Here is a 20,162-nt window from a genome sequence, read left to right on the forward strand (position 1 = left end):
GCCGCGCTGGTCACGCCCGTTCGAAGGCGACCCGGCGCTGGGCCGGGTCGGCGGCGGTGAGGCGTACCCGGACGCGTTCGCCCAGCGGCAGCTCACCGGTACAGCGGGCGCGCACCGGCGGCTCGTCGAGCGCGATCGTGCCGCCGGGCGGACGGCCGGGACGGCCGTTACCCGCCGGACGCGGTTCGTCCACGTCGAGCACCGCCGCCTCGAACGTCTCCCCCACCCGGTGCGCGAGCAGCACCGCCTCGGCCAGTTCCACAGCGCCGCGGGTGGCGGCGCCCGCGGCGCGATCGGTCGCGGCCATCACCTCGGGCAGTTTCGGCAGCGCGGCCCGGACCTGCTCGGGCACCTCGCGGCCCTCGTGCAGCGCCAGGCAGACCTCGGTGGCGTAGCGGTCGGCGAGCCGTCGCAGCGGCGCCGTGACGTGCGCGTACGCGGCCGCCACCCCGCCGTGCTCGGGCTGCTCGGGCAGGTCACCGTCGAACGAGGTGTACGCGGCGCCGCGCATCAGCTCGGCGGCCTGGTCGACGAAGGCGGCCACCCGGGGGTGGGAGGTGTCCAGCCCGTCGAGCACCTGACCCACGGGTGTGCCGTCCGGCCAGGGCACGCCGAGCGGGCCGGCGGCGAGCCGCAGCCGTTCGACCGCCTCCGGGCGGGGGCGCGGCATGGTGCGCAGCAGCCCGATCCGGCCGGCCAGCATGATGTCGGCCGCGGCCATCCCGGTCAGCAGCGAGATCTGCGCGTTGTGCTCCTCCATCGGGCCGGGGCCGCGCAGCACCAGCCGCCACCCGTCGCCGTCGGGCTCGACGTCCTGCTCGGGCAGCGGCAGGTTGATCGCGCCCCGGCTCAGGCCCCGCGCGGTGAGCAGCGCCCCGATCTCGGGCAGCAGGGCGATCGGCTCGGGCAGCCGTCCGGCGTCGGCGTCGCGCTGCACGCCGCCGTAGTCGAGCTTGGCCCGGCTGCGCACCAGCGCCCGCTCCAGCGTGACCGCGGCGGTGCCGCCGTCGGCGTCCAGGTCGACGGTCCAGAGCACGGCGGCCCGGTCGGCGTCGGGCAGCAGGCTGGCCGCCCCCTCGCTGAGCGTGTGCGGGTGCAGCGGCACGTTGCCGTCGGGCAGGTAGACCGTCTGACCCCGGCGCCACGTCTCGGCCTCCAGGTCACCGCCGAGGCGTACGTGGGTCAGGACGTCCGCGATCGCGTACCGGACGCGGTAGCCGCCGCCGGGACGGCGGGTGAGGTGCATGGCCTGGTCGAGGTCGCGCGAGGTCGCCGGGTCGACGGTGACGAACGGGATGTCGGTCCGGTCGGCGACTGCGGGCGGCGGCGCGGCGGCCGCCAGGTCGGCCTCGCGCTGCGCCGCGGCCGGGAAGCCCTCGGGCAGTCCCAGCTCGCGGCGCAGCGCGCCGAAGTCGATACGGGGCGCCAGTACGCGTCGGATCACCACGCGGTCAATCCTGACAGCGCCCCGCACGTTCCGCTCCCCGGGAGGGAGCGGTGTCCGCGGCGTCAGGCGCGGCGGGCCGGCGCCTTACGTGCGGTGGTGCTCTTGGCTGCGGTGCTCTTGCGGGCCGGCGCCTTCTTCGCGGCGGTGGTCTTCTTCGCCGTCGTGGTGGTCTTGCGCGCGGTGGTGGTCTTGCGGGCGGGCGCCTTCTTCGCCGCCGCCTTGCGCGCCGTGGGACGCGTCGAGGCTGTGGTCTTCTTCGCCGCTGTGGTCTTCTTGGCGGCGGTCGTCTTCTTCGCCGCCGAGGTGACCTTCCGCGCGCCGGTGGTCTTCTTGGCCGCCGTCGTCGTCTTCTTCGCCGCCGTCGTCTTGCGGGCCGGCGCCTTCTTCGCGGTCGCGGTGGTCCGGGGCGTCGCGGTGGTCCGGGGCGTCGTGGTCTTCCGGGCCGCTGTGGTCTTCTTCGCCGCCGTCTTCTTGGCCGCTGTGGTCTTCGTCGCGGTCGCCTTCTTCGCCGTGGTCTTCTTCGCCGGCGCGGTCTTGGCGGTGGCCCGGCCGGCCGGCGCCGTACGAGCGGCGGTCTTCTTCGCCGTCGTCCTGCTGGTGGTGGCCTTGGTGGCCGGCGCCTTACGAGCCGCCGACACGACCTTCCTGGCGGCCGCCTTCTTGGCCGCCGCCTTCTTCGCCGGTGTCCGTCCGGCGCCGGCGCCCGAGGCGTTCGGCGACGCCTTGGTGACCGTCGTCGTCCTGCCCGCGGCGGTCCTCTTCGCGGTCGTCCGTTTCGCGGCCGGGCGGGTGGCCTGCTGTGCTTCGGCCATCTCGGTTCCCTTTCCTGGGGACGTGCTCTCGCCCTCGCGGAGCACGGATCACCTCGACGCGGGCCCTCCCGCGCCGTCTAGCGGCCCTCCCCGGCCCAACGGGCGTCCTCGGCGTCCCACGCGTCGTTACGCTCCCGCACTGTCTGCAGGGCGTTGTCCGCGTCGGCGGCTGAGGCGTACGGTCCGAGAACGTGCTTGGCGGGGCACACGTCGGCATCGGTCTCGACCCGGTGGTGTCGCGTGCACCAGTAGTAGTGCCCACCACTTCCGTCGTCGCTCATGCGATCACTGTGCACCGGGAACCGCCCGGCCGCCACCGGAACGGCACAAATAGTCACGTCCTTCTCCACATTAGACCTGGTCGGGGCGGTTGCGGCGGGGAACGGCGGAAGACCCCGGACATGCCCGCCCTCGTCCGAACGGGGTGTGGCTGCTGTTCGCGTACCCCTTCCCGAACCTCGCCGTGGTCGGCGGCGTGGCGCTCATCGCGCTCGCGGTGGCGCTGCGGCCGCGTTTCGGCCGGCTCGACCGGGACCTGGACGTGCTCACCGAACGGGAGGCGCCGGAGCTGCACGCCCTGGTCCGGGAGGTGGCCACGGCGGTGGGCGCGCCGACGCCGCACGTGATCGGCGTCGACGGCGGCATCAACGCGTACGCGACGTCGGTGGGGCTGCGCCGGCGGCGTGTGCTCGGCCTCGGGCTGCCGCTGTGGGGCGCCCTGGACGGGCCGGCGCGGGTCGCGCTGCTCGGCCACGAGCTGGGCCACTTCGTCAACGACGACGTCCGCCGTGGGCCGGTGACCCAGCCGGCGCTGACCATGCTCGGCAACGCCGCCGACCTGTTCCGGCCCCGGGGCGGGTCCGACGGCGGCGGGCTGCTGGTGATGGTCGGCGAGCGGCTGGGGCACCTGGCGTCCTGGGCGCTGTCGCGGCTGCTGGACACGCTGCTGCGGACCGGCTCGGTGGCCACGGCGGTACGCAACGCGGTACGCGGCGGCCACGGGCCGGGCACCTGGCGGGTGGAGACGGGACGCGCGCCGCGCGGATCGACGCCGAACTGGCCGGGCACTACGAGCGGGCCGGCCGGGCGCTGAGCTGGAACGCTTGACCGTCAGGCGGGTGCCGGGACGGGCTCCGGACCGGGTACGGCGGCGGGCGCCGGGCGGGCCGCCGCGATCGCGTACGCGAGGGCGTAGGGCGTGCAGGCCAGATGGAACATCGGCTCGACGAGCACCCGGTCGGTGATGAGGAACCGTTCCCACCCGGTCGGCCGGGGCAGCCCGAACGACGAGTCGGTCCAGCAGGTGAACAGCCAGAGCGGCGCGGAGATCCGGTCCACCGCGTCCGGCGGCAGGCCGTCCGCCACCGGCGCGGTGGCCGGGATCGAGGTGACCACCGCGAGCACCACCGCCGCGTCGGCCGCCACCAGCGCGCCGAGCAGCCCGGCCGACCACGCGAGCCGGACCCGGCCCTGGCGGGCCAGCGCCCCGGCGGTCCAGAGCGCCGCCGTCAGCAGCGCCAGCCAGAGCAGCAGCCCGGGCACCGTCTCCCACACCCGGCTCTCACCTCGCGCGGCGAGCAGCGCGAGCGTCGCGGTCACCGTCGCGGCGATCGGCAGCACCACGCCGAGCGCGGTGGGCAGCGCCCCCACGCGTACGGTCCGGCGTGCGGCCCGGGTGACTCCGAGCGCGAGCGCCGTGCCGAGCAGCGCGGTGAGCGCCGACCAGGTCGGCAGCTGCGCGGCGGCGGCCCACGGCACGCGCATCTCCAGCCACCCGTGGGTCAGGGCCATCACCGCGCCGGCGAGCACGAGCACCGCGACGCAGGCCGGCGGCGCGAGCAGCAACACCCCTGCGGTACGCCCCAGCCGCCGCGACCCGGCCCGGCCGGTCAGTGGTGTGGCCGCCCGGCGGGCCGCCAGGCTCGCGGCGAACCGGAGCATCCCCCAGCGGCGGCCGGTGCGGGCCAGCTCGTGCAGCTCGGCGGCCCACTCCCGGGCCAGGCCGGCACGCAGCTCCGCCGGCCACCGGCGTACCGCGACCCGCAGCAGCAGCGCCGCCACCCGCCGGGTCACCACGCCGGCGCCCCGGCCGGGTCCGCGCCGCCGGCACGTTCGGAGGGTACGAGGGCACGCAGCTCGGCCAGCGCCAGCCGGGCCGACCGGATGCCCTCGCCGGTGAGGCGGTAGTAGCGGCGGGCCGGGCGGCCGGCGGTCACCGGGTCGACGTCCTCCCAGTCGGCGGCGAGCCAGCCCGCCGCCTGGAGACGGTGCAGCACCGGGTAGAGCGTCCCGCTGGGCAGGCCGGTGAGCCGCATCAGGTCGAGGCCGTAACGCGGCGCCTCGGGCTCGGCGAGCAGCGCCGAGAGCACCTTCGCCACCGGGATGGTCAGTCGCACAGCGGCACTCTATCGGAACTCTACATAGGGCGGGTGCACCCGAGGTAGCAGGACGAACGGTGATCGACAATGGGACGGTGTGTCCCCTTCGGCGGAACCGGTGGCCGGTCCGGCAGGGCCCGCTCAGGTGGATCACCGGTGGCCCGGGTGCGTCGCGCGACTCCATATGCGAGCCTCGACGGACGAATCCGCTGTCGCGCTTCCAGCGGACAGCGACCCGAGCTGGGGAGAGAAAATCGTGGGCAACCTTGACATCGCGCTGAAGAACGCGATGAACATCGACGGCGCGATCGGGGCCGCGCTCGTCGACTACACAAGTGGCATGACCCTCGGCGTCGCCGGCGGCACCGGCGAGATCGACCTGACGGTCGCCGCCGCCGGCAACACCGACGTCGTACGCGCCAAGCTGCGCACCATCGAGATGCTCAAGCTCGACGACGAGATCGAGGACATCCTGATCACGCTCGGCAGCCAGTACCACCTGATCCGCCCGCTGAGCAACCGCACCGGCAAGGGCCTGTTCCTCTACCTGATGGTGAGCAAGAGCCGGGCCAACCTCGCGATGGCGCGGCACCAACTGCGCACGATCGAGGAGAGCCTGGAACTGTGAGCCGGGTGGACGACCTCCCCCGCCGTACGCGCGCCCAAGCCGGCACCCTGCCGCCACCACGGGCGCTTCCACAGTCGCTGGCCGGCAACCCGGCGCTGCCGTACCCGGCCATCGCCCAGGAACTCTCCGCGCTGCGGTTGCAGATCCCCGGCGTGCACGGCTGCGTCCTCGGCGGCGTCGACGGCCTGCTCGTCACGCACAACCTGCAGAACGGCGCCGACCCGGACGACCTGGCCGCGCTCGCCGCCACCACGTACGGACTCGGCCGCCAGGTCGGGTTCCGGCTCGGACAGGGCGACTTCCAGCAGTCCACGGTACGCAACGCGGGCGGCTACCTCAGCGTGTACGCGATCAACGGAGAGGCGCTGCTCGCCGTGGTCGGCACGGACACCATCAACGTGGCGCGGCTGCACCTGCACGCCCCGACGACCGCGGCCCGGCTCGCCGAACTGCTCGACGGCGTCAGCCCGGCCACGTCCTGACGTACGCCGGTCGTCCCGGTCCCACCCGTCCGGACCGGAGGCGGCCGGCGTACCCCCGGGTTCTGTCGTTCGTGTGGCGCGGCGGTCGCGCGGCGCGGTCGCGCGCTTGCCGCGGCAGTCGCGGCGCGGCGGGTCAGAGGCCGAAGCGGCCGGCCCACGCGGTCACGTCGGCCACCGTGGCGTTGCCGCCGCAGACCACCAGGCCGATCCGGGCGTCGGCGCCCACCCGCTCGACCACCCGGCGGGCGGCAGGCAGCAGGCACCCGGCGGCGGGCTCGGCCCACACCTTGGCGTGCTCGGCCAGCTCCAGCGTGCCCCGCACCGCCTCGGCGTCGGAGACCACGAGGACGTCGCTGACCAGCGCGGTCACATGGTCATAGGTGAGCTGCGAGACGCTCGGCGCGCTGAGCGTGGTGACGATCGACGACAGCGGCACCTCGACCGGGCCGCCCTTCGCCAGCGCCTGCGACATCGCCTGCGCGCCCTCGGTCTCGACGCCCCAAATCCGTACCCCCGGCCGCCGCGCCCGCAGCGCCGCCGCCACGCCCGAGATCAGCGCGCCACCGCCGATGCTGACCAGCACGTCGGTCAGCTCACCGGCGTCGTCGGCGAACTCCAGCCCGACAGTGCCCTGCCCGGCCAGCACAATCGGATCGTCGAACGGGTGCAGCAGCGTGACGCCCTCGTCCCGCAGCCGGTTCATCAGCGCGAACGCGCCGGCCATGTCCTCGGTCAGGCGCACGTCCGCCCCCGCGGCGCGGGCCACCTCGACCGCGCGGGCGGGCGCCGTCCGGGGCATGACCACTGTCGCCGCCACCCCGAGCGCGCCGGCCATCACCGCGACCGCGATGCCGTGGTTGCCACCGCTGACCGCTACCACTCCGGCCGCCCGCTCCGCCTCGTCGAGCGCGAGCAGCTTGGCCGCCGCACCACGGGCCTTGAACGAGCCGGTACGTTGCAGCAGCTCCAGCTTGGCGTTGACCGGTACGCCGAGCAGCTCGGTCAGTCCCGGGCTGGGCACGGTCGGGGTGTGTACGACGACGTCGGCGATCCGGTCGGCGGCCGCCTGGATGTCCGCAAGCTCGATCACCCCCGCAGCGTCCCACACCGGCCCCCGTGCCCCGCGCCGTCCCACCGCGCGGCGCCCCGCCGCCCCGCCGCCCCACCGCCCCGCGCTCCGGCACTCGTCGATCTTGGAGTTGTGGCACCTCGCGAACTGCGCGGAAGGGCCGTTCCGGGCGCCACAACTCCAAGATCGCTGGAGTGGGACGGACCTGTCACGGTCGGCTGGCGGCCACCTCGGCGTCGCTGCGGAGGATGCAGAACTCGTTGCCCTCCGGGTCGGCGAGCACCACCCAGCCGGTGCCGTCGCTCTCTCGCCGGTCGGCCACCACCGTCGCGCCCAGGTCGGTCAGCCGGGCCAACTCCTCGTCGCGCGTGCCCTCGACCGGGCGCAGGTCGAGGTGGATGCGGTTCTTGACCTGCTTGGCGTCCGGTACCTCGATGAAGAGCAGGCGGTGCCGCCCGTCCCGCGAGTAGATCATGCACTCCTCGTGGCCCGGCTCGTTCGGATCGTCCGGGTCCTCCCGGTAGTCGAGGACGGCTTCCCACCAGCGGGACAGGGCGTAGGCGTCGGCACAGTCCACGGTGGTGTGGGACACGTAGGAGGTCATCACCGGATCATCGCAAGTCCTGATGGCCCCCGGGCTACCCAGCCGTTCCCGGACCGGCCACCGGCTCCCTAGGTGTCAGCGCCGCTCACGGACGCATCGCCGGCAGCCAGTCCGGCGTCGAGCGCGGCCAGGAAGTCCAGCAACTCACGCCGCGCGGCCTCGTCATGCGTGCGGTGGTTCAGGACGTCCGACGCGACGCATCGGGAGCGGTCCTCGACCACCTCGATCAGCTCGATGAGTTGAAGCCGAGCCTCGATCACCGCGGCCGAGCCCACCTGGCGACACCATTCCTCGATCAGGTCGGGGTCCGTGGAGACGGCATCGATCCCGCAGCATCCGACAACGCACTCGACCTCGCAGAAGGCGATGCACGTACGCAGGGGCGACGGCACATCGACCGATACGTCCGCCATCGCCTCTCCTCCCCTGAGCCCGCCGCGACAGTGACGGGTGGCCGATGCTAGCGCCACGACCGCCTGGCACTCCTGCGAATTCGGCGGCCACTCCGGAGCCAGAGCCTCGCGATCGTCGAGGAGGTTGCCGGGGTGGACACCGCGTGGAGCGCTACGTCTCCCTCGTCAACCGCCCGCTTCCGCTGTCAGTCGTCGAACTCGAACCCGCGCGCTTCGGCGTCGTTGACCAGCCGCCGCATACGTTCGCCGCCGGTGGCTACCGCCTTCATCAAGGCCTCCAGCTCTTGCAGCGCGCCTCGGTCGGTGCCGTAGGCGCAGAACATGCCGGCCTCAGGGTCATAGGCGAATCGACCTTCGAGCGTCGGGGCCTCGGTGCTGACAAGAACCTCCGCGACGCCTGCCCAGAAGTAACCGTTGGGCTCGTGACCAAGCTCCCCGATCACACTGTCGACTGGAGTGGTCCCGGCATCCAGCAACAGCGAATACTGTCCGGGAGTGGTCTCGATCAGTCTGAGCAAGGTCATCTTCGAAGCCTGACAGTGGTCGGTGCTCGTGGCAAGATCCGAAGTCTCCGTCACGCGCTCAGTTCCGCTCCTCCATTCGATCCGGCGGGACTGTCCGGTATGACGACCGACCACGGCAGCGGGGACGACGTGACCAGCGACGTAACGACGGTGCTGTGGCGCCCCCTGGGACAGCAGGAACTCGACCTCGTCCGCGAGGCAGGGGGGCGCAGGTGGCCGCCACTGTCGCCGGAGCAAACTCACTTCTTCCCGATGCTCGACGAGGCTTTCGCGGTCAGGGCTGCGCAGAACTGGAACCTGTTCGGACCCGTGCGCTACGTGGCCCGCTTCCACGTCCAGACAGGTTTCCTGGGCCGCTACTCGACACGGTCCTTCGGCGGATCCGCCGCTCCGATGCTGTGGGTTGCAGCCGACGAACTCGACGAGTTCAACGCGCACATCGTCGGTTCGATCGAGGTCATCCACGAGTTCCGATAGCGGGTGACCGGTACAGACGGCGGCCATCGGAGGATCCCGACGACGTGCGGCCGGTTTGGCTGGACGACGCCGCGGGGAGGCAGCACCGCCGGGACGACGGGCGACGTCGGCACAGCGAGAGCTTGCTGACCAACGACGACCGTCGACGCTACTAGAACCAGTTCAGAACCTTGATCAAAGCTCTGAGCTGGTGGGCGACGGACGAGTCGACCTGTACGCCGGATTCTGTGCCCGGCACGCCCGTAGGCGCACCGGCGGCGGCCATCCATCTCGGCCTGCCGTTGCCGGCAGGCTCCAGCGGCCTACCCGCAGACATCGGGCGGGCAGCCCTCAAGCGTCTGCGCGGGTCGTCATCTTGCGGTGACGGCCCTTTCTTGGCCTTGCTCCGGGTGGGGTTTACCGAGCCACCCCGGTCACCCGGGGTGCTGGTGGGCTCTTACCCCACCGTTTCACCCTTACCGTCCCGTTACGGGCCGGCGGTCTGTTTTCTGTGGCACTGTCCCGCGGGTCACCCCGGGTTGCCGTTAGCAACCACCCTGCCCTGTGGAGTCCGGACGTTCCTCGGCGACGGGCCGGAGCCCGTCGACGCGACCGCCCGGTCGACTCGTCCGTCGCGCCCTCATCCTAACGACGCACCCGCCGCGCCCATTTCCACCCCGCCCACCATCTCGTCCGCCACTTCGGGGAGGTGGCGGCATCAACCGGCCCGGGATACCGCCACTTCCCCGAACTGGCGCGATGCGCGCCCGAACTGGCGCGGTGCGCGCCCGAACTGGCGCGATGCGCGCTCGCCGCCCGACCGACTAGCCTCGGGGGACCATGGATCTCTCCGACGCCGCGCTCCTGCTCGCCGCCGGTCTCGCCGCGGGCACTGTGAACGCGGTGGCCGGTGGTGGCTCACTGATCACGTTCCCGGCGATGATCGCCACCGGCCTGCCGCCGGTGGCGGCCAACGTCTCGAACTCGGTGTCGGTCTTCCCGGGGTACGTGGCGAGCGTGGCGGGCAGCCGGGTGGACCTGCCGCGCGGGCGGGAGCTGTGGTCGCTGCTGCCCACCGCCGTCCTCGGCACGATCGCCGGGTGCGCGCTGCTGCTGGCGACTCCGGCGCGCGCGTTCGAGCTGGTGGTGCCGTTCCTCGTGCTGGGCGCGACCGCCGTACTCGCGTTCCAGGGTCCGCTGCGCCGGCTGGTCGGCCATCCGGAACGGTTGGGCGCGCGCCGCCGTACCGTCACGGTCCAGACCATGGTCGCGCTCGGCACGGTGTACGGAGGCTACTTCGGCGCGGCCCTCGGGGTGATGCTGGTGGCCGGGCTGGCGCTGGTGCTGGACGCGACGCTGGCCCGGGTGTCGGCGGTGAAGAACCTGCTCTCGGCAGTGGTGGGGCTGACCACGCTCGTGGTGTTCGCCCTGTTCGGCCCGGTGAACTGGGCGGCCGTCGCGGTGGTCGCGCCGGCCACCCTGTTCGGCGGGTACGCGGGCGCGCGGCTGGCCCGCCGGCTTCCGCAGGTGGTGTTGAAGACGGTGATCGTGGTGTTCGGCACCGCCATCGGGTTCTACCTGCTGTGGCGCGCGCTGACCTGACGCCACCCGGCAAGACCGGACCCGTCAGTAGGCCTCCCCCACCGGCTCCTCCGGTGCGTGCTCGGCGCGGCGGGCGGCCCGGTTCCAGATGACCCGTTCGCCGTAGCCGGCCGCCATCAGGTGCCCGAACGCGAGGTACGCGAGCACGCCGGCGGCGAGCACCCCGAAGCCGACCCAGAACGGCAGCGCGAGGCCGTGCTCGGCCAGCTTGCCGGAGATGATCGGCGCGGGCGCGGCGGCGCCCCAGCGGACCAGGTTGAACGCGCCGGTGGCGACGCGCCGGTCGGCGGAGCCGAGCCCGAGCGCCAGGTCGGTCAGGTTGGCGTTGGCGAGGCCCATGAACAGGCCGGCGACGACGAGGACGACGAGCGACATGGCGGTGCCGGTGGAGGTGGCGAACAGGACCATGCAGACCAGCAGGCCGAGCAGTGCGACGCCGACTGTCTGCACCGCGCCGATGCGGTGGGCCAGCCGGTGCCCGATCAGCAGGATGCCGGCCGCCAGGCCGAGACCCCAGCCGGTGAACGCCAGGCCCAGCGGGATGACGTCGAGGCGCAGGAACAGCGGCGTGTAGCCGAGCACGACGAAGAAGACGAAGTTGTACGCGGCGGTGACCACGCACAGCGTCACGAACGCGGGCTTGCGGTAGGTGGCGAAGATCTGGCCGAGGCGTACCGGCTGTTGCTTGTTCACCGGTTCGCGCAGCTTGCGGGCGGCGACGCCGAGCGCCAGCACCATGAACACGCCGCAGACGAAGAACGGCAGCCGCCAGCTCACCTCGCCGAGCAGGCCGCCGATCAGCGGGCCGACCGCGAAGCCGAGCCCGAGGGCGGTCTCGAACAGGCCGACCACCCATTCCCTGTCGTTCGCGAGGTTGACCAGCACGACCATGGCGGTGGCGAAGAACATCGCGTTGCCCAGGCCCCAGACGCCGCGCAGCACGGAGAGCTGCACGATGTCGTTGCTGAACGAGGCTCCGATGGCGGCCAGGCCGACGACCGAGACGCCGGTGACGAGCACCGGCTTGAAACCGAACCGCCCGCTGGCGAGCGTCGCCGGGATCATGCCGACGGCCATGACCGCGATGTACGCGGTGAAGAGCAGCTCGACCTGCCAGGCGGTGACGCCGATCGCCTCGCCGATGGCGGGCAGGATCGGGTCGACCACGGCGATGCCGGCGATCGCGAGGAACGCCACGAGCGTGGTGGCGTAGATGGCACTGCGGTTGGGCTCGGATCGGCGATCCACTCCGCAACCTCCCAGATAGCTGTATCGTACAGATATTTTTCTTGTATCATACAGCTATGAGTGACGACGTCCACGCTCCCGAGGTCACCCTCGGCCGGATCGAAACCGAGGTCGCGTTGCTGATGCGCCTGGGTGAGGCCACCCGCCGGGGCACCGGCACGATGGAGCACCGGCTGCTGGACCGCGCCGCGTACGTGATCCTGCGCCACCTGGACGCGGCCGGCCCGCAGAACGTGTCGGCGCTCGCCGCGCGGCTGAACCTGGACGGCTCCACCGTCACGCGGCAGGTCTCCGCGCTCCAGCGCGACGGGCTGATCTCGCGTACCCCCGACCCGGCCGACGGGCGCGGCACGGTGATCTCCGCGACGGCGGCCGGGCTCCAGCGGATGGCCGCCGTCCGGGCGGCCCGCACCCGGTTGTACGGCGACATCCTCGCCGCCTGGCCCGAGGCGGACCGGGAGACACTGGCGGACATGTTGCACCGCCTCAACGAGGCGCTCGACGCGCGCAACCGCCGCCGCTGAGGTGTTAGGAAGGGCCCCTTATTATGCAGAATGCGTTAATAAGGGGCCCTTCCTTTCACGCCACCGGCTCCCGCGCGGAGTCGGCGCGGTCGGCGGTCGCCGTCACGCGCGGGTGGCCCTCGTCGGCGAAGTAGTCGTCCGGCGTGGTGCCGTCCGGCCCGTCGGCCACCTTGGCGGCGCGCAGCACCAGCGTGAGCAGCGCGGCCACCACCAGGTTCACCAGCACCGCAACGATGCCCACGTAGATGGTCTTCGGCGTGTCGAAACCGAACTTCTCCAGCGGGAACGCCGATCCGGCGAAGTGCTTCTTCCCGGTCGCCGGGTTGCCGATCTGGTAGAGCATCCACATGCCCAGGCCCATGCCGGCCGCCCAGCCCGCGATCAGCGCGCCCCTGTGGAACCAGCGGGTGTAGAGGCCCAGCGCCACCGCGGGCAGCGTCTGGAGGATGATCACGCCGCCGATGAGCTGGAGGTCGATGGAGAACTGCGGGTCGAGGAAGACGATGCAGGCCACCGCCCCGACCTTCACCACCAGCGAGGTGATCTTCGAGACGTTCGCCTCCTGCGCCGGGGTGGCGTCCCGCTTCAGGTACTCCTTGTAGATGTTGCGGGTGAACAGGTTCGCCGCCGCGATCGACATGATCGCCGCAGGGACCAGTGCGCCGATGCCGATTGCGGCGTACGCCACCCCGGCGAACCAGTCCGGGAACTGCTGGTCGAACAGCAGCGGCACCACAGTGTTGCCGTCGGTCGTACCCTCCTTCGCGCCGGGCAACGGCTTCACGTTCGCCGCGATGGCCATGTAGCCGAGCAGCGCGATCAACCCCAGCAGCAGGCTGTACGCGGGCAGCGCGGACATGTTCCGCTTGATCACGTCGCGGTTCCGGCTGGCCAGCACACCGGTGATGCTGTGCGGGTAGAGGAACAGCGCCAGCGCCGAGCCGAACGCCAGCGTCACGTACTGGATCTGGTTGTTCTGGTTGAGCAGGATGCCGTCGCCGGGCGCGGGTGACGCCTGGAACTTCGCGTCTGCCGCGTCGAAGATGGCGCCCCAGCCGCCGAGCTTGTACGGCAGCCAGATCACCGCGACCAGGATCACGATGTAGATCAGTGAGTCCTTGACGAACGCGATCAGCGCCGGGGCGCGCAGCCCGGACTGGTACGTGTACGCGGCCAGGATCGCGAACGCGATGATGATCGGCAGGTGCCGGGCCAGCGCGCTGTCCCCTGTGACGCCCATGGTCTTGAGCACCGCCTCGATGCCGACCAGTTGCAGCGCGATGTACGGCATCGTGGCGACGATGCCGGTGATCGCGACCAGCAGCGCCAGGATCGGCGAACCGAACCGGTTGCGGACGAAGTCGGCGGGGGTGACGAATCCGTGCCGGTGCGAGACCGACCAGAGCCGGCACAGCACCAGGAACACCAGCGGGTAGATGACGATCGTGTACGGCACCGCGAAGAAGCCCGCCGCGCCGGCCCCGAAGATCAGCGCCGGGACCGCCACGAACGTGTACGCGGTGTAGAGGTCACCGCCGACCAGGAACCAGGTGATCCAGCCGCCGAAGCTGCGCCCGCCCAGTCCCCACTCGTCCAGGTGGGCCATGTCCGTCGGTCTGCGCCACCGTGCAGCCACGAAACCCATGGCGCTGACCAGCAGGAACAGCAGCGTGAAGACGATGATCTCGGTGAGGTGGTCCCGCCACATCAGCGGTCACCCCGCTTCTTGGTCATCTGGTAGACCAGCGTGGTGGTGCCGACGCCGAGCAGGATCCAGACCAGTTGCAACCAGTAGAAACGCGGGAAGCCGAACAGCCGGGGCGAGTCGGCGTTGAACAGTGCCGGGATCAGCGGCACCACGATCGGGATGAAGAGCAACCAGTTCCAGGGACTCTTGTCCTTCGCCCTGGATCGCGCCGTGTCGAGCGCCTCCGGTTCCGGTGCGGACATGTGACACCCCTCCGGGCATTCGTAGCGGGCCATGTGACGGCCGGAGGCTACGACCCTGTGACGGGGGTCACGTCCGATCGGGTGATGTCGATGCGCCGAACGGCCGCCGGCATGCGCCGAACGGCCGTCAGACGTCCGCGAGGTGCGAGGTGTCGTTGACCGAGCGGACCGCGACGCCGCCGTCCGGGTACAGGTCCAGCACCGAGATGCCGGCCGTGTCCAGGTAGAGCCGGTGCAGGAACGCGTCGCCGGCGGCGAGCGCGTCGCGCAGCACCAGCTTGATCGGCGAGACGTGGGAGACCACCACGACCGTCTCCCCCGGGTACGCCGACCGCAGCCGGTCGACCGCCCGCCCGGTCCGCTCGGCGACTGTCACGAACGACTCGCCCCGCGGCGGCGCGACCCGGGTGGAGGCGAGCCAGGCGTCCAGCTCGGCCGCCCAGCCCTCGCGTACCTCGGCGAACGTGTGCCCCTCCCAGACGCCGAAGTCGCACTCGATCAGGTCGTCGTCGGTGCGTACCGGCGGGTTGCCGACCTGCGCGGCGACCGCCTCGGCGGTGGCCGTACACCTCGACAGCGGGGAACTGACCACTGCGGCGACGGACGGCGCCAGCGCGGCCACCCGGGCGGCGGTGGCCCGGGCCTGGGCCCGGCCGCGCCCGGTGAGCGGCACGTCGCCCCGGCCGGAGTAGCGCTTCTGCACGGTGCGCTCGGTCTCCCCGTGCCGCACCAGGATCAGCCGGGTGGCCTCCTCGGTCGGGCGCGGCTCCCAGGAGGCGGGCGTGGTGGCCGGGTCGGTGCCGGTGGCGCGCACGACAGTCGCCTCCCGCGCCTCGGCCGCCGCCGCTGCCGGTGCGGCGCCGGACGCGGCGGCGTCCATCGCCGCGTTGGCGAGCACGTCGGCGTGCCGGTTGCGCTCCCGGGGCACCCAGGTGAACCGTACGGCGGCGAACCGGCTGACCAGCCCGGCCGCCTGGGCGGCGAGCGGACGCAGCCCGGGGTGCTTGATCTGCCAGCGGCCGCACATCTGCTCGACCACCAGCTTGGAGTCCATCCGCGCCTCGACCTCGGCCGCGCCCAGCTCGGCGGCGGCCTCCAGCCCGGCGATCAGGCCCCGGTACTCGGCCACGTTGTTCGTCGCCGTACCGATCGACTCCGACCGCTCGGCCAGCACCTCGCCGGTCTCCGGGTCCCGGACCACAGCGCCGTAGCCGGCCGGACCGGGGTTGCCCCGGGAGCCGCCGTCGGCCTCGATCACCACCGCGCGCACCGCCACGACGGCTACAGCCCCGACTCGTTGGTCCGGACCATGATCCGCCGGCACTCCTCGCAGCGGACCACGTCGTCCGGGTCGGCCTTGCGGATACGGGCCAGGTCGGCGCCGGACATCTCCAGCCGGCAGCCGCCGCAGCGGCCACCGGTGAGCAGCGCGGCGCCCATGCCGGTGTCCTCGCGGATCTTGTCGTAGAGGCCGATCAGGTCCGCCGGGAGGTCACCGGCGAGCGGCTGGCGGGAGGTGCGCTTGAACTCCTCCTCCTTGGCGATCTCCGCCAGGGTCTCGTCGCGGCGCTGCTCGGTCGCGGCGCGGCGCTCACGGGCCTCGGCGAGCCGGCTCTCGATGCCGTCGAGCACACCCTGCGCGGTCTCCCGCTGCTCCATCAGCTCCAGCTCGGCGTCCTCCAGGTCGCTCTGCCGGCGGTTCAGCGAGACCAGCTCGTGCTGGATCGCCTCCAGCTCGCGGGCCGGGCCGCTGCCCGAGGCCAGCCGGGCCTCGTCCTTGCTCTTGCGCGCCCGCACCTGGTCGACGTCCTTCTCGATCCGGGCGATGTCCCGGTCCAGGTCGTCGACTGCCACCTGGGCGCGGACCCGCTCGTCCTCCAGCGCGGACAGCTCACGCGCGAGGGCCTCCAGCTCGGCGCGCTCCGGCAGGGTGCGGCGGCGGTGCGCGAGCTGGGCCAGCGCGGTGTCGATCGCCTGGAGGTCGAGCAGGCGGCGCTGCACCTTCGGGTCAGCCTTCACGTCGGGGCTCCTTGTCGTCCGGCCGGGGCGCGGCGGCGTGCACGGTCCACGGGTCGGTGTCCAGGTCGGACACCACGGTCTCGACGTCCAGCTCGGCGGCCAGGTAGGCGGCCAGGTCGTCCAGCCAGGGTCGCTCCGTCGCCCAGTGGGCGGCGTCCAGCAGCGCCGGGCCACCGGCGGCGAGGTGTTCCCCGGCCGGGTGGTGGCGCAGGTCCGCGGTGAGGAACGCGTCCACCCCGGCCGCGGTCGCCTCGGCGAGGAAGCCGTCCCCCGAGCCGCCGCTGACGGCGAGGGTACGAACCATACGCCCGGGATCCCCGGCGGCGCGAACTCCCCAGGCGGTGACCGGAAGCACGGCGGCGGCCAGCCGGGTCAGCTCGGCGAGCGTCATCGGGGTGGGCAGCTCGCCGATGCGGCCGATGCCCCGGCCGGGCCCGGCGGCGGGCGAGCCGGGGCGGGGCGGGTGCAGCGGACGCAGCCCGGTGAGCCCGAACCGGGCGGCGAGCGCGTCGGAGACCCCCGGGTCGGCCACGTCGGCGTTGGTGTGCGCCACGTGCAGCGCGACGTCCGCCTTGATCAACCGGTGCACGATCCGGCCCTTGTACGTGGTGGCGGCCACCGAGGAGACGCCACGCAGCAGCAGCGGGTGGTGCGCGACGATCATGTCCGCGCCGGCGTCGAGCGCCTCGTCCACGGTCTCCGGGACCACGTCCACCACGCAGGCGACCCGGCGTACCGGGTGGTCGGGCTCGCCCAGCACCAGGCCGACCCGGTCCCACTCCTCGGCCCACGCGGGCGGGTAACGGCGGTCCAGGGCGGCCACCACGTCGGCGACGGTGTGCGGCGATCCGGTTGTGCTCACGGGCGGCCAGCTTACCGGCGTCCGGGCCGGTACACGCCGACCGTCGCCGGGCGCGGCCCCCGGCGTCTGCCGAGGGCCGTGCCCACCGCGCCTCTCAGCCGACCGGGGCGACCGGCCGGGCCGCGCCGCGCAGGGCGGCCAGGCCGGCGTCCCAGGGGAAGGCGTCCGCGCGCCGGTCCCCCGTGCCGGGCGGGTGCAGGCGTACGACGTGGTCGCCGAAGACCATCCGGACGCCCCACTGCACGAGCCGGTCCAGGCTGGCCCGGAACGCCGGGTGCGCGGCCATCGCCTCGTTCGTGTACGGGACGGCAGCGATCGGCACCCCCATCCCCTGCGCCTCGATCAGCAGGCCCAGCGCCAGGGTGTCCGTGATGCCGACCGCCCACTTGTTGATCGTGTTGACGGTGGCCGGGCACACCAGCATGGCGTCGGCCGGGGGCAGCACGTCCGGGTCACCCGGGTTCTTGTAGTGCGTACGGACCGGGTGGCCGGTCTGCCGGGCCAGCTCCGTCCGGTCGACGAACTTCGCGCCGTCCGGCGTGGTGACCACGCAGACCGTCCAGTCCTCCCGCTGGGCGAGGTCGACCAGCCGGCCGACGTGACGGGCCAGCGGCGAACCGCAGGCGATGACGTAGAGCACCCGCCGGTGCCCGCTGGCGGTCTTCGGACCGCTCATACTCCGACTCCCATGTGCTCAGCCAACTCCGCGATCGGCGGAGGCGGCGCACCACGTGTGCGACGGAGAATCTCGGACATCAATTCGTGCGCTATCGGCCGACACCGGATCTCGGAGGGCGCGAGCCGGTCACCGCGCAGCAGCATGTCCCCGGCGTTGGCGACGTCACCGATCTGGGAGTAGCCGCGGGCCAGGTCGAGCAGGTGGTGCGCGCGCCGCTCCGGCAGCAGCGCGTTGAACGCGGGCTCGGACAGCCGCATGTGGGTCTCCACCGCCCGGCCGCCGTCGCCCAGCTCGACCGCCGCCGCCGCGCGGTGCAGCTCCAGGTTGGTCGGGCCGAAGGAGGTCCAGTAGTGGTTGTGGTCGCCGCCGAGCATGGTGGCCGCCTCGCCGGCGCCGGCGAGCAGGTCGTCCACTGTCGCCGAGTCACCGATCCGGGCGGCCGCCATCGCGCCCTGGAGCAGCAGCATCCCGTACACGGAGAGCCGTTCCGGCCGGACGTCGTTGTCGCCGCCGGGCGCGAGCCGCCCCGCGATGCGGACGTTCAGCTCCAGCGCCGGGCGGGGGCGGCCCATCGCGACGAGCGCGTTGCAGACGCGCGTGGTGGCGATGCCGGCCAGCAGCGGGTCGTCGGCCCGCTGGGCCACCGCCATCGATCGGTCGGCGGCGAGCCAGGCGAGGTCGCACTCGCCGAGCTTGCGCAGCACCGAGGAGGCGATCTGGTAGACCTGCCCGAGCAGGTGGGCGGCCTCGCGTACCTGGTCGCCGGCGGCGTAGCCGGCGTCCGCCGCCTGGGCGTCGCGCAGCAGCTTGGGCAGCGCGCGGGTGAGCATGCCGTAGCGGCCGTACTGGTAGGTGAGCCAGGCGTGGTTCACCGCCTTGCGCATGTCGGCCAGCGGCGGAGGGTAGGGCGCCGCGTCGAAGTAGGCGCTCATCGAGTCGTACCGCTCCAGGGCGGTGCGGATCTCCTCCACCTCGACCTGGTCGATGCAGTTGAGCGCGTCGGTACGCCGCTCCGGGTCCTTGCCGTGCAGCAACTGCACGTCGATCTGGAGGATGTCGGCGATCTCGTAGAGCACGGAGAACTTGTCCAGCCGGCGGACGCCGCGCTCCACCTTGTCCACCCAGCTCTTGGACTTGCCGAGCCGGTCGGCGAAGACCTGCTGGGACATCTTGCGGCGGCTCCGCCAGTACGCCACCCGCCGGCCTATGGGCAGTTCGTCCATTCCCGCTCCCTCCCCCTCACGGCGCCGGCCGGTCCCCCCACGTCCCTCAGGCTCGCGCCGATCGCACAGGTTGTGCGTCCACCGTCCAGCCAGTTCTCGTAGTTTTCGTGCAAGTTGCACCGACCGTTAGTCACCTCAACGAGCGTGGGTTACGGCAGTGACGGCTTTCGACGTGTGGCTTGTGGACGGTTCGGCGGGACCAGAGGGGACGACAGACATGTGGAGGAACGTCCGACCGCGCGTCGCTCACCTGTCGCCGCTGGAACGGGTCCGGCTGCGCCGCGTCGCGGTGCGGTACGCGCTGCACGGCTGGCCGGTCACCCCCGGCGCCTGCCTGGCGAACAGCCGCTTCGTCTGCGGGCGGGCCGGCTGTCCCACAGTGGGCTGCCACCCGGCGCTTGAGGACTGGGAACACGCCGCCAGCGCCGACCCGGCCCGGGTGGCCACCTGGTGGCGTAACCGCCCGCACGGCATCCTGCTGCCCACCGGCCGCGCCTTCGACGTCCTGGAGGTCGCCGCCCACCTGGGCCGGCAGGTCCTGGAAGCGGTCGCCACCCACCCCGCCGGGTTCGGCGTACGCGGCCCTGCGCTGGTCACCCCGACCGGCCGTTGGATGTTCCTGGTACGCCCCGGCGACCCGCTGCGGCCCGAGCTGGAGCACTGCTTCCACGTGGTACGCCACGGACCCGGCTCGTGGATCCCGGCCCCGCCGACCCGGCTGCCCGAGGGGACGGTGCGCTGGGTGGTCGCGCCCGAGCAGGCCCGGTGGCAGCTACCCGACTCGTACCTGGTGCAGAACGCGCTGATCGCCGCGTTACGGGCGGCCGGGGTGACGCTCGGCGCCGACCTGTTCCCCGGTCATCTCCCGCTGCCCCGCCGCGGCCGCTGACCTCCCAGCACCCGGCCGGTGCTTCCGCAACGCGTGCTCCGACGCCGAGCGTTCTCCCTGGTCACAGCGGGTCCGGTGACCCGGACGGGTGGCCGACAGCGACTTCCCCGGCACCGGGCTCGTTGTTCCTGGCGAGGGCGCGTCCGCGCCAGAGCGGGGGTTTGACCATGTCCAGGGACGACGCTGCCCGCCACACCGGCGGTACCGAGCCGGCGCGGCCCCGCCGCCGCCTGCACCCGTGGGCCTTCACCCGACCGCTGGGTGTGCGCCCCGGCCGTCCTCGCCCCACCGGCTCCCGCCCCGCCATCCTCCACCGCCCCCTCCGCTGACCCCGCCTGCACCCTTCCCCCCCC

24 protein-coding genes and 1 other RNA gene are annotated in these 20,162 nt (G+C 72.8%); 7 read left to right on the forward strand and 18 right to left on the reverse strand.

Going from position 1 to position 20,162, the window contains the following annotated elements:
• Positions 1-10: 10 nt before the first annotated feature.
• The 3 genes from IF06_RS0121455 to IF06_RS32260 form a co-directional block, all read right to left on the reverse strand.
• Entirely contained in the window at positions 11-1,447 is a 1,437-nt protein-coding gene (locus IF06_RS0121455) for an RNB domain-containing ribonuclease (protein ID WP_030273118.1), read from the reverse strand.
• Positions 1,448-1,509: 62 nt separating this feature from the next.
• Positions 1,510-2,259 carry a histone gene (locus IF06_RS0121460; protein ID WP_222947130.1) on the reverse strand — a complete coding sequence of 250 codons (750 nt, stop codon included), beginning with the start codon at positions 2,257-2,259 and terminating at the stop codon, positions 1,510-1,512.
• A gap of 77 nt (positions 2,260-2,336) precedes the next feature.
• Entirely contained in the window at positions 2,337-2,540 is a 204-nt protein-coding gene (locus tag IF06_RS32260) for a hypothetical protein (protein ID WP_030273123.1), read from the reverse strand.
• 143 nt (positions 2,541-2,683) lie between these two features.
• On the opposite strand from IF06_RS32260, the gene IF06_RS0121470 reads away from it, so the two are divergent.
• Positions 2,684-3,352 (forward strand): M48 family metallopeptidase, encoded by a 669-nt coding sequence (locus IF06_RS0121470; protein ID WP_052166202.1) that lies wholly within the window; start codon positions 2,684-2,686, stop codon positions 3,350-3,352.
• Between the two features lie 17 nt (positions 3,353-3,369).
• Here IF06_RS0121470 and IF06_RS0121475 read toward each other — a convergent pair whose 3' ends face one another.
• Both IF06_RS0121475 and IF06_RS0121480 read right to left on the reverse strand, forming a co-directional pair.
• The gene (locus IF06_RS0121475) at positions 3,370-4,335 is read right to left on the reverse strand and encodes a hypothetical protein (RefSeq protein ID WP_232236744.1); all 966 of its coding nucleotides are present in this window, start codon (positions 4,333-4,335) and stop codon (positions 3,370-3,372) included.
• Positions 4,329-4,655 carry a PadR family transcriptional regulator gene (locus IF06_RS0121480; RefSeq protein WP_013287771.1) on the reverse strand — a complete coding sequence of 109 codons (327 nt, stop codon included), beginning with the start codon at positions 4,653-4,655 and terminating at the stop codon, positions 4,329-4,331. Before IF06_RS0121480 ends, IF06_RS0121475 begins: the two co-directional genes overlap by 7 nt.
• A gap of 238 nt (positions 4,656-4,893) precedes the next feature.
• Between IF06_RS0121480 and IF06_RS0121485 the strand changes: the two genes are divergently transcribed.
• Both IF06_RS0121485 and IF06_RS0121490 read left to right on the forward strand, forming a co-directional pair.
• The gene (locus IF06_RS0121485) at positions 4,894-5,265 is read left to right on the forward strand and encodes a hypothetical protein (protein ID WP_013287772.1); all 372 of its coding nucleotides are present in this window, start codon (positions 4,894-4,896) and stop codon (positions 5,263-5,265) included.
• Positions 5,262-5,747, forward strand: a complete 486-nt coding sequence (locus tag IF06_RS0121490; RefSeq protein ID WP_030273129.1) for a roadblock/LC7 domain-containing protein — start codon at positions 5,262-5,264, stop codon at positions 5,745-5,747. Before IF06_RS0121485 ends, IF06_RS0121490 begins: the two co-directional genes overlap by 4 nt.
• 133 nt (positions 5,748-5,880) lie before the next feature.
• On the opposite strand, the gene IF06_RS0121495 is transcribed toward IF06_RS0121490, so the two are convergent.
• The 4 genes from IF06_RS0121495 to IF06_RS0121510 form a co-directional block, all read right to left on the reverse strand.
• Positions 5,881-6,837 (reverse strand): threonine/serine dehydratase, encoded by a 957-nt coding sequence (locus IF06_RS0121495; protein ID WP_030273131.1) that lies wholly within the window; start codon positions 6,835-6,837, stop codon positions 5,881-5,883.
• A gap of 187 nt (positions 6,838-7,024) precedes the next feature.
• Positions 7,025-7,420: a VOC family protein gene (locus IF06_RS0121500; protein WP_030273133.1), complete on the reverse strand. Its 396-nt coding sequence runs from the start codon at positions 7,418-7,420 to the stop codon at positions 7,025-7,027.
• Between the two features lie 68 nt (positions 7,421-7,488).
• Entirely contained in the window at positions 7,489-7,833 is a 345-nt protein-coding gene (locus IF06_RS0121505) for a DUF6331 family protein (RefSeq protein WP_013287776.1), read from the reverse strand.
• 185 nt (positions 7,834-8,018) lie between these two features.
• On the reverse strand, positions 8,019-8,357 hold the full coding sequence (locus tag IF06_RS0121510; RefSeq protein WP_030273135.1) for an immunity 51 family protein: 339 nt from the start codon (positions 8,355-8,357) through the stop codon (positions 8,019-8,021).
• A gap of 99 nt (positions 8,358-8,456) precedes the next feature.
• Here IF06_RS0121510 and IF06_RS0121515 point away from each other — a divergent pair, with 99 nt between their 5' ends.
• Complete coding sequence (locus IF06_RS0121515) at positions 8,457-8,834, forward strand: hypothetical protein (RefSeq protein WP_052166203.1); 378 nt, start codon at positions 8,457-8,459, stop codon at positions 8,832-8,834.
• A 198-nt stretch (positions 8,835-9,032) separates the two neighbouring features.
• Here IF06_RS0121515 and rnpB read toward each other — a convergent pair.
• Positions 9,033-9,441, reverse strand: an RNA gene (gene rnpB, locus IF06_RS32865) — RNase P RNA component class A.
• Between the two features lie 212 nt (positions 9,442-9,653).
• On the opposite strand from rnpB, the gene IF06_RS0121520 reads away from it, so the two are divergent.
• Complete coding sequence (locus tag IF06_RS0121520) at positions 9,654-10,415, forward strand: sulfite exporter TauE/SafE family protein (protein WP_030273139.1); 762 nt, start codon at positions 9,654-9,656, stop codon at positions 10,413-10,415.
• Between the two features lie 24 nt (positions 10,416-10,439).
• Here IF06_RS0121520 and IF06_RS0121525 read toward each other — a convergent pair whose 3' ends face one another.
• Entirely contained in the window at positions 10,440-11,663 is a 1,224-nt protein-coding gene (locus IF06_RS0121525; RefSeq protein WP_030273141.1) for an MFS transporter, read from the reverse strand.
• 56 nt (positions 11,664-11,719) lie between these two features.
• Here IF06_RS0121525 and IF06_RS0121530 point away from each other — a divergent pair, with 56 nt between their 5' ends.
• Positions 11,720-12,187: a MarR family winged helix-turn-helix transcriptional regulator gene (locus IF06_RS0121530; RefSeq protein ID WP_013287783.1), complete on the forward strand. Its 468-nt coding sequence runs from the start codon at positions 11,720-11,722 to the stop codon at positions 12,185-12,187.
• Positions 12,188-12,242: 55 nt separating this feature from the next.
• Here IF06_RS0121530 and mctP read toward each other — a convergent pair whose 3' ends face one another.
• From mctP to IF06_RS0121565, 7 genes are all read right to left on the reverse strand, one after another.
• A complete protein-coding gene (mctP, locus tag IF06_RS0121535; protein WP_030273144.1) occupies positions 12,243-13,895 on the reverse strand; it encodes a monocarboxylate uptake permease MctP in 1,653 nt (550 codons plus the stop codon).
• Positions 13,895-14,137 (reverse strand): DUF3311 domain-containing protein, encoded by a 243-nt coding sequence (locus IF06_RS0121540; RefSeq protein ID WP_013287785.1) that lies wholly within the window; start codon positions 14,135-14,137, stop codon positions 13,895-13,897. Before IF06_RS0121540 ends, mctP begins: the two co-directional genes overlap by 1 nt.
• A gap of 127 nt (positions 14,138-14,264) precedes the next feature.
• Complete coding sequence (locus IF06_RS0121545; protein WP_030273146.1) at positions 14,265-15,413, reverse strand: bifunctional RNase H/acid phosphatase; 1,149 nt, start codon at positions 15,411-15,413, stop codon at positions 14,265-14,267.
• Between the two features lie 5 nt (positions 15,414-15,418).
• Positions 15,419-16,156 (reverse strand): zinc ribbon domain-containing protein, encoded by a 738-nt coding sequence (locus tag IF06_RS0121550; protein WP_030273148.1) that lies wholly within the window; start codon positions 16,154-16,156, stop codon positions 15,419-15,421.
• Positions 16,146-17,018: a Nif3-like dinuclear metal center hexameric protein gene (locus IF06_RS0121555; RefSeq protein ID WP_013287788.1), complete on the reverse strand. Its 873-nt coding sequence runs from the start codon at positions 17,016-17,018 to the stop codon at positions 16,146-16,148. The genes IF06_RS0121550 and IF06_RS0121555 overlap by 11 nt, the downstream gene beginning before the upstream one ends.
• A gap of 94 nt (positions 17,019-17,112) precedes the next feature.
• Positions 17,113-17,694 carry a flavoprotein gene (locus tag IF06_RS0121560; RefSeq protein ID WP_030273150.1) on the reverse strand — a complete coding sequence of 194 codons (582 nt, stop codon included), beginning with the start codon at positions 17,692-17,694 and terminating at the stop codon, positions 17,113-17,115.
• A complete protein-coding gene (locus IF06_RS0121565; protein ID WP_013287790.1) occupies positions 17,691-18,920 on the reverse strand; it encodes a helix-turn-helix domain-containing protein in 1,230 nt (409 codons plus the stop codon). The genes IF06_RS0121560 and IF06_RS0121565 overlap by 4 nt, the downstream gene beginning before the upstream one ends.
• A gap of 217 nt (positions 18,921-19,137) precedes the next feature.
• Between IF06_RS0121565 and IF06_RS0121570 the strand changes: the two genes are divergently transcribed.
• Positions 19,138-19,809 (forward strand): bifunctional DNA primase/polymerase, encoded by a 672-nt coding sequence (locus IF06_RS0121570; RefSeq protein ID WP_030273152.1) that lies wholly within the window; start codon positions 19,138-19,140, stop codon positions 19,807-19,809.
• Positions 19,810-20,162: the final 353 nt, after the last annotated feature.

The organism is Micromonospora globosa (genome assembly GCF_000717585.1).
In the GTDB taxonomy this organism is placed as follows: domain Bacteria; phylum Actinomycetota; class Actinomycetes; order Mycobacteriales; family Micromonosporaceae; genus Micromonospora; species Micromonospora aurantiaca.

Bases quoted from the DNA above. Each gene is read 5' to 3' on its own strand.
- IF06_RS0121460 (WP_222947130.1), bottom strand. From the start codon at position 2,259: ATGGCCGAAGCACAGCAGGCCACCCGCCCGGCCGCGAAACGGACGACC.
- IF06_RS32260 (WP_030273123.1), bottom strand. From the start codon at position 2,540: ATGAGCGACGACGGAAGTGGTGGGCACTACTACTGGTGCACGCGACAC.
- IF06_RS0121500 (WP_030273133.1), bottom strand. From the start codon at position 7,420: ATGACCTCCTACGTGTCCCACACCACCGTGGACTGTGCCGACGCCTAC.
- IF06_RS0121505 (WP_013287776.1), bottom strand. From the start codon at position 7,833: ATGGCGGACGTATCGGTCGATGTGCCGTCGCCCCTGCGTACGTGCATC.
- IF06_RS0121510 (WP_030273135.1), bottom strand. From the start codon at position 8,357: ATGACCTTGCTCAGACTGATCGAGACCACTCCCGGACAGTATTCGCTG.
- IF06_RS0121515 (WP_052166203.1), top strand. From the start codon at position 8,457: ATGACGACCGACCACGGCAGCGGGGACGACGTGACCAGCGACGTAACG.
- IF06_RS0121520 (WP_030273139.1), top strand. From the start codon at position 9,654: ATGGATCTCTCCGACGCCGCGCTCCTGCTCGCCGCCGGTCTCGCCGCG.
- IF06_RS0121530 (WP_013287783.1), top strand. From the start codon at position 11,720: ATGAGTGACGACGTCCACGCTCCCGAGGTCACCCTCGGCCGGATCGAA.
- mctP (WP_030273144.1), bottom strand. From the start codon at position 13,895: ATGTGGCGGGACCACCTCACCGAGATCATCGTCTTCACGCTGCTGTTC.
- IF06_RS0121540 (WP_013287785.1), bottom strand. From the start codon at position 14,137: ATGTCCGCACCGGAACCGGAGGCGCTCGACACGGCGCGATCCAGGGCG.
- IF06_RS0121560 (WP_030273150.1), bottom strand. From the start codon at position 17,694: ATGAGCGGTCCGAAGACCGCCAGCGGGCACCGGCGGGTGCTCTACGTC.
- IF06_RS0121565 (WP_013287790.1), bottom strand. From the start codon at position 18,920: ATGGACGAACTGCCCATAGGCCGGCGGGTGGCGTACTGGCGGAGCCGC.
- IF06_RS0121570 (WP_030273152.1), top strand. From the start codon at position 19,138: ATGTGGAGGAACGTCCGACCGCGCGTCGCTCACCTGTCGCCGCTGGAA.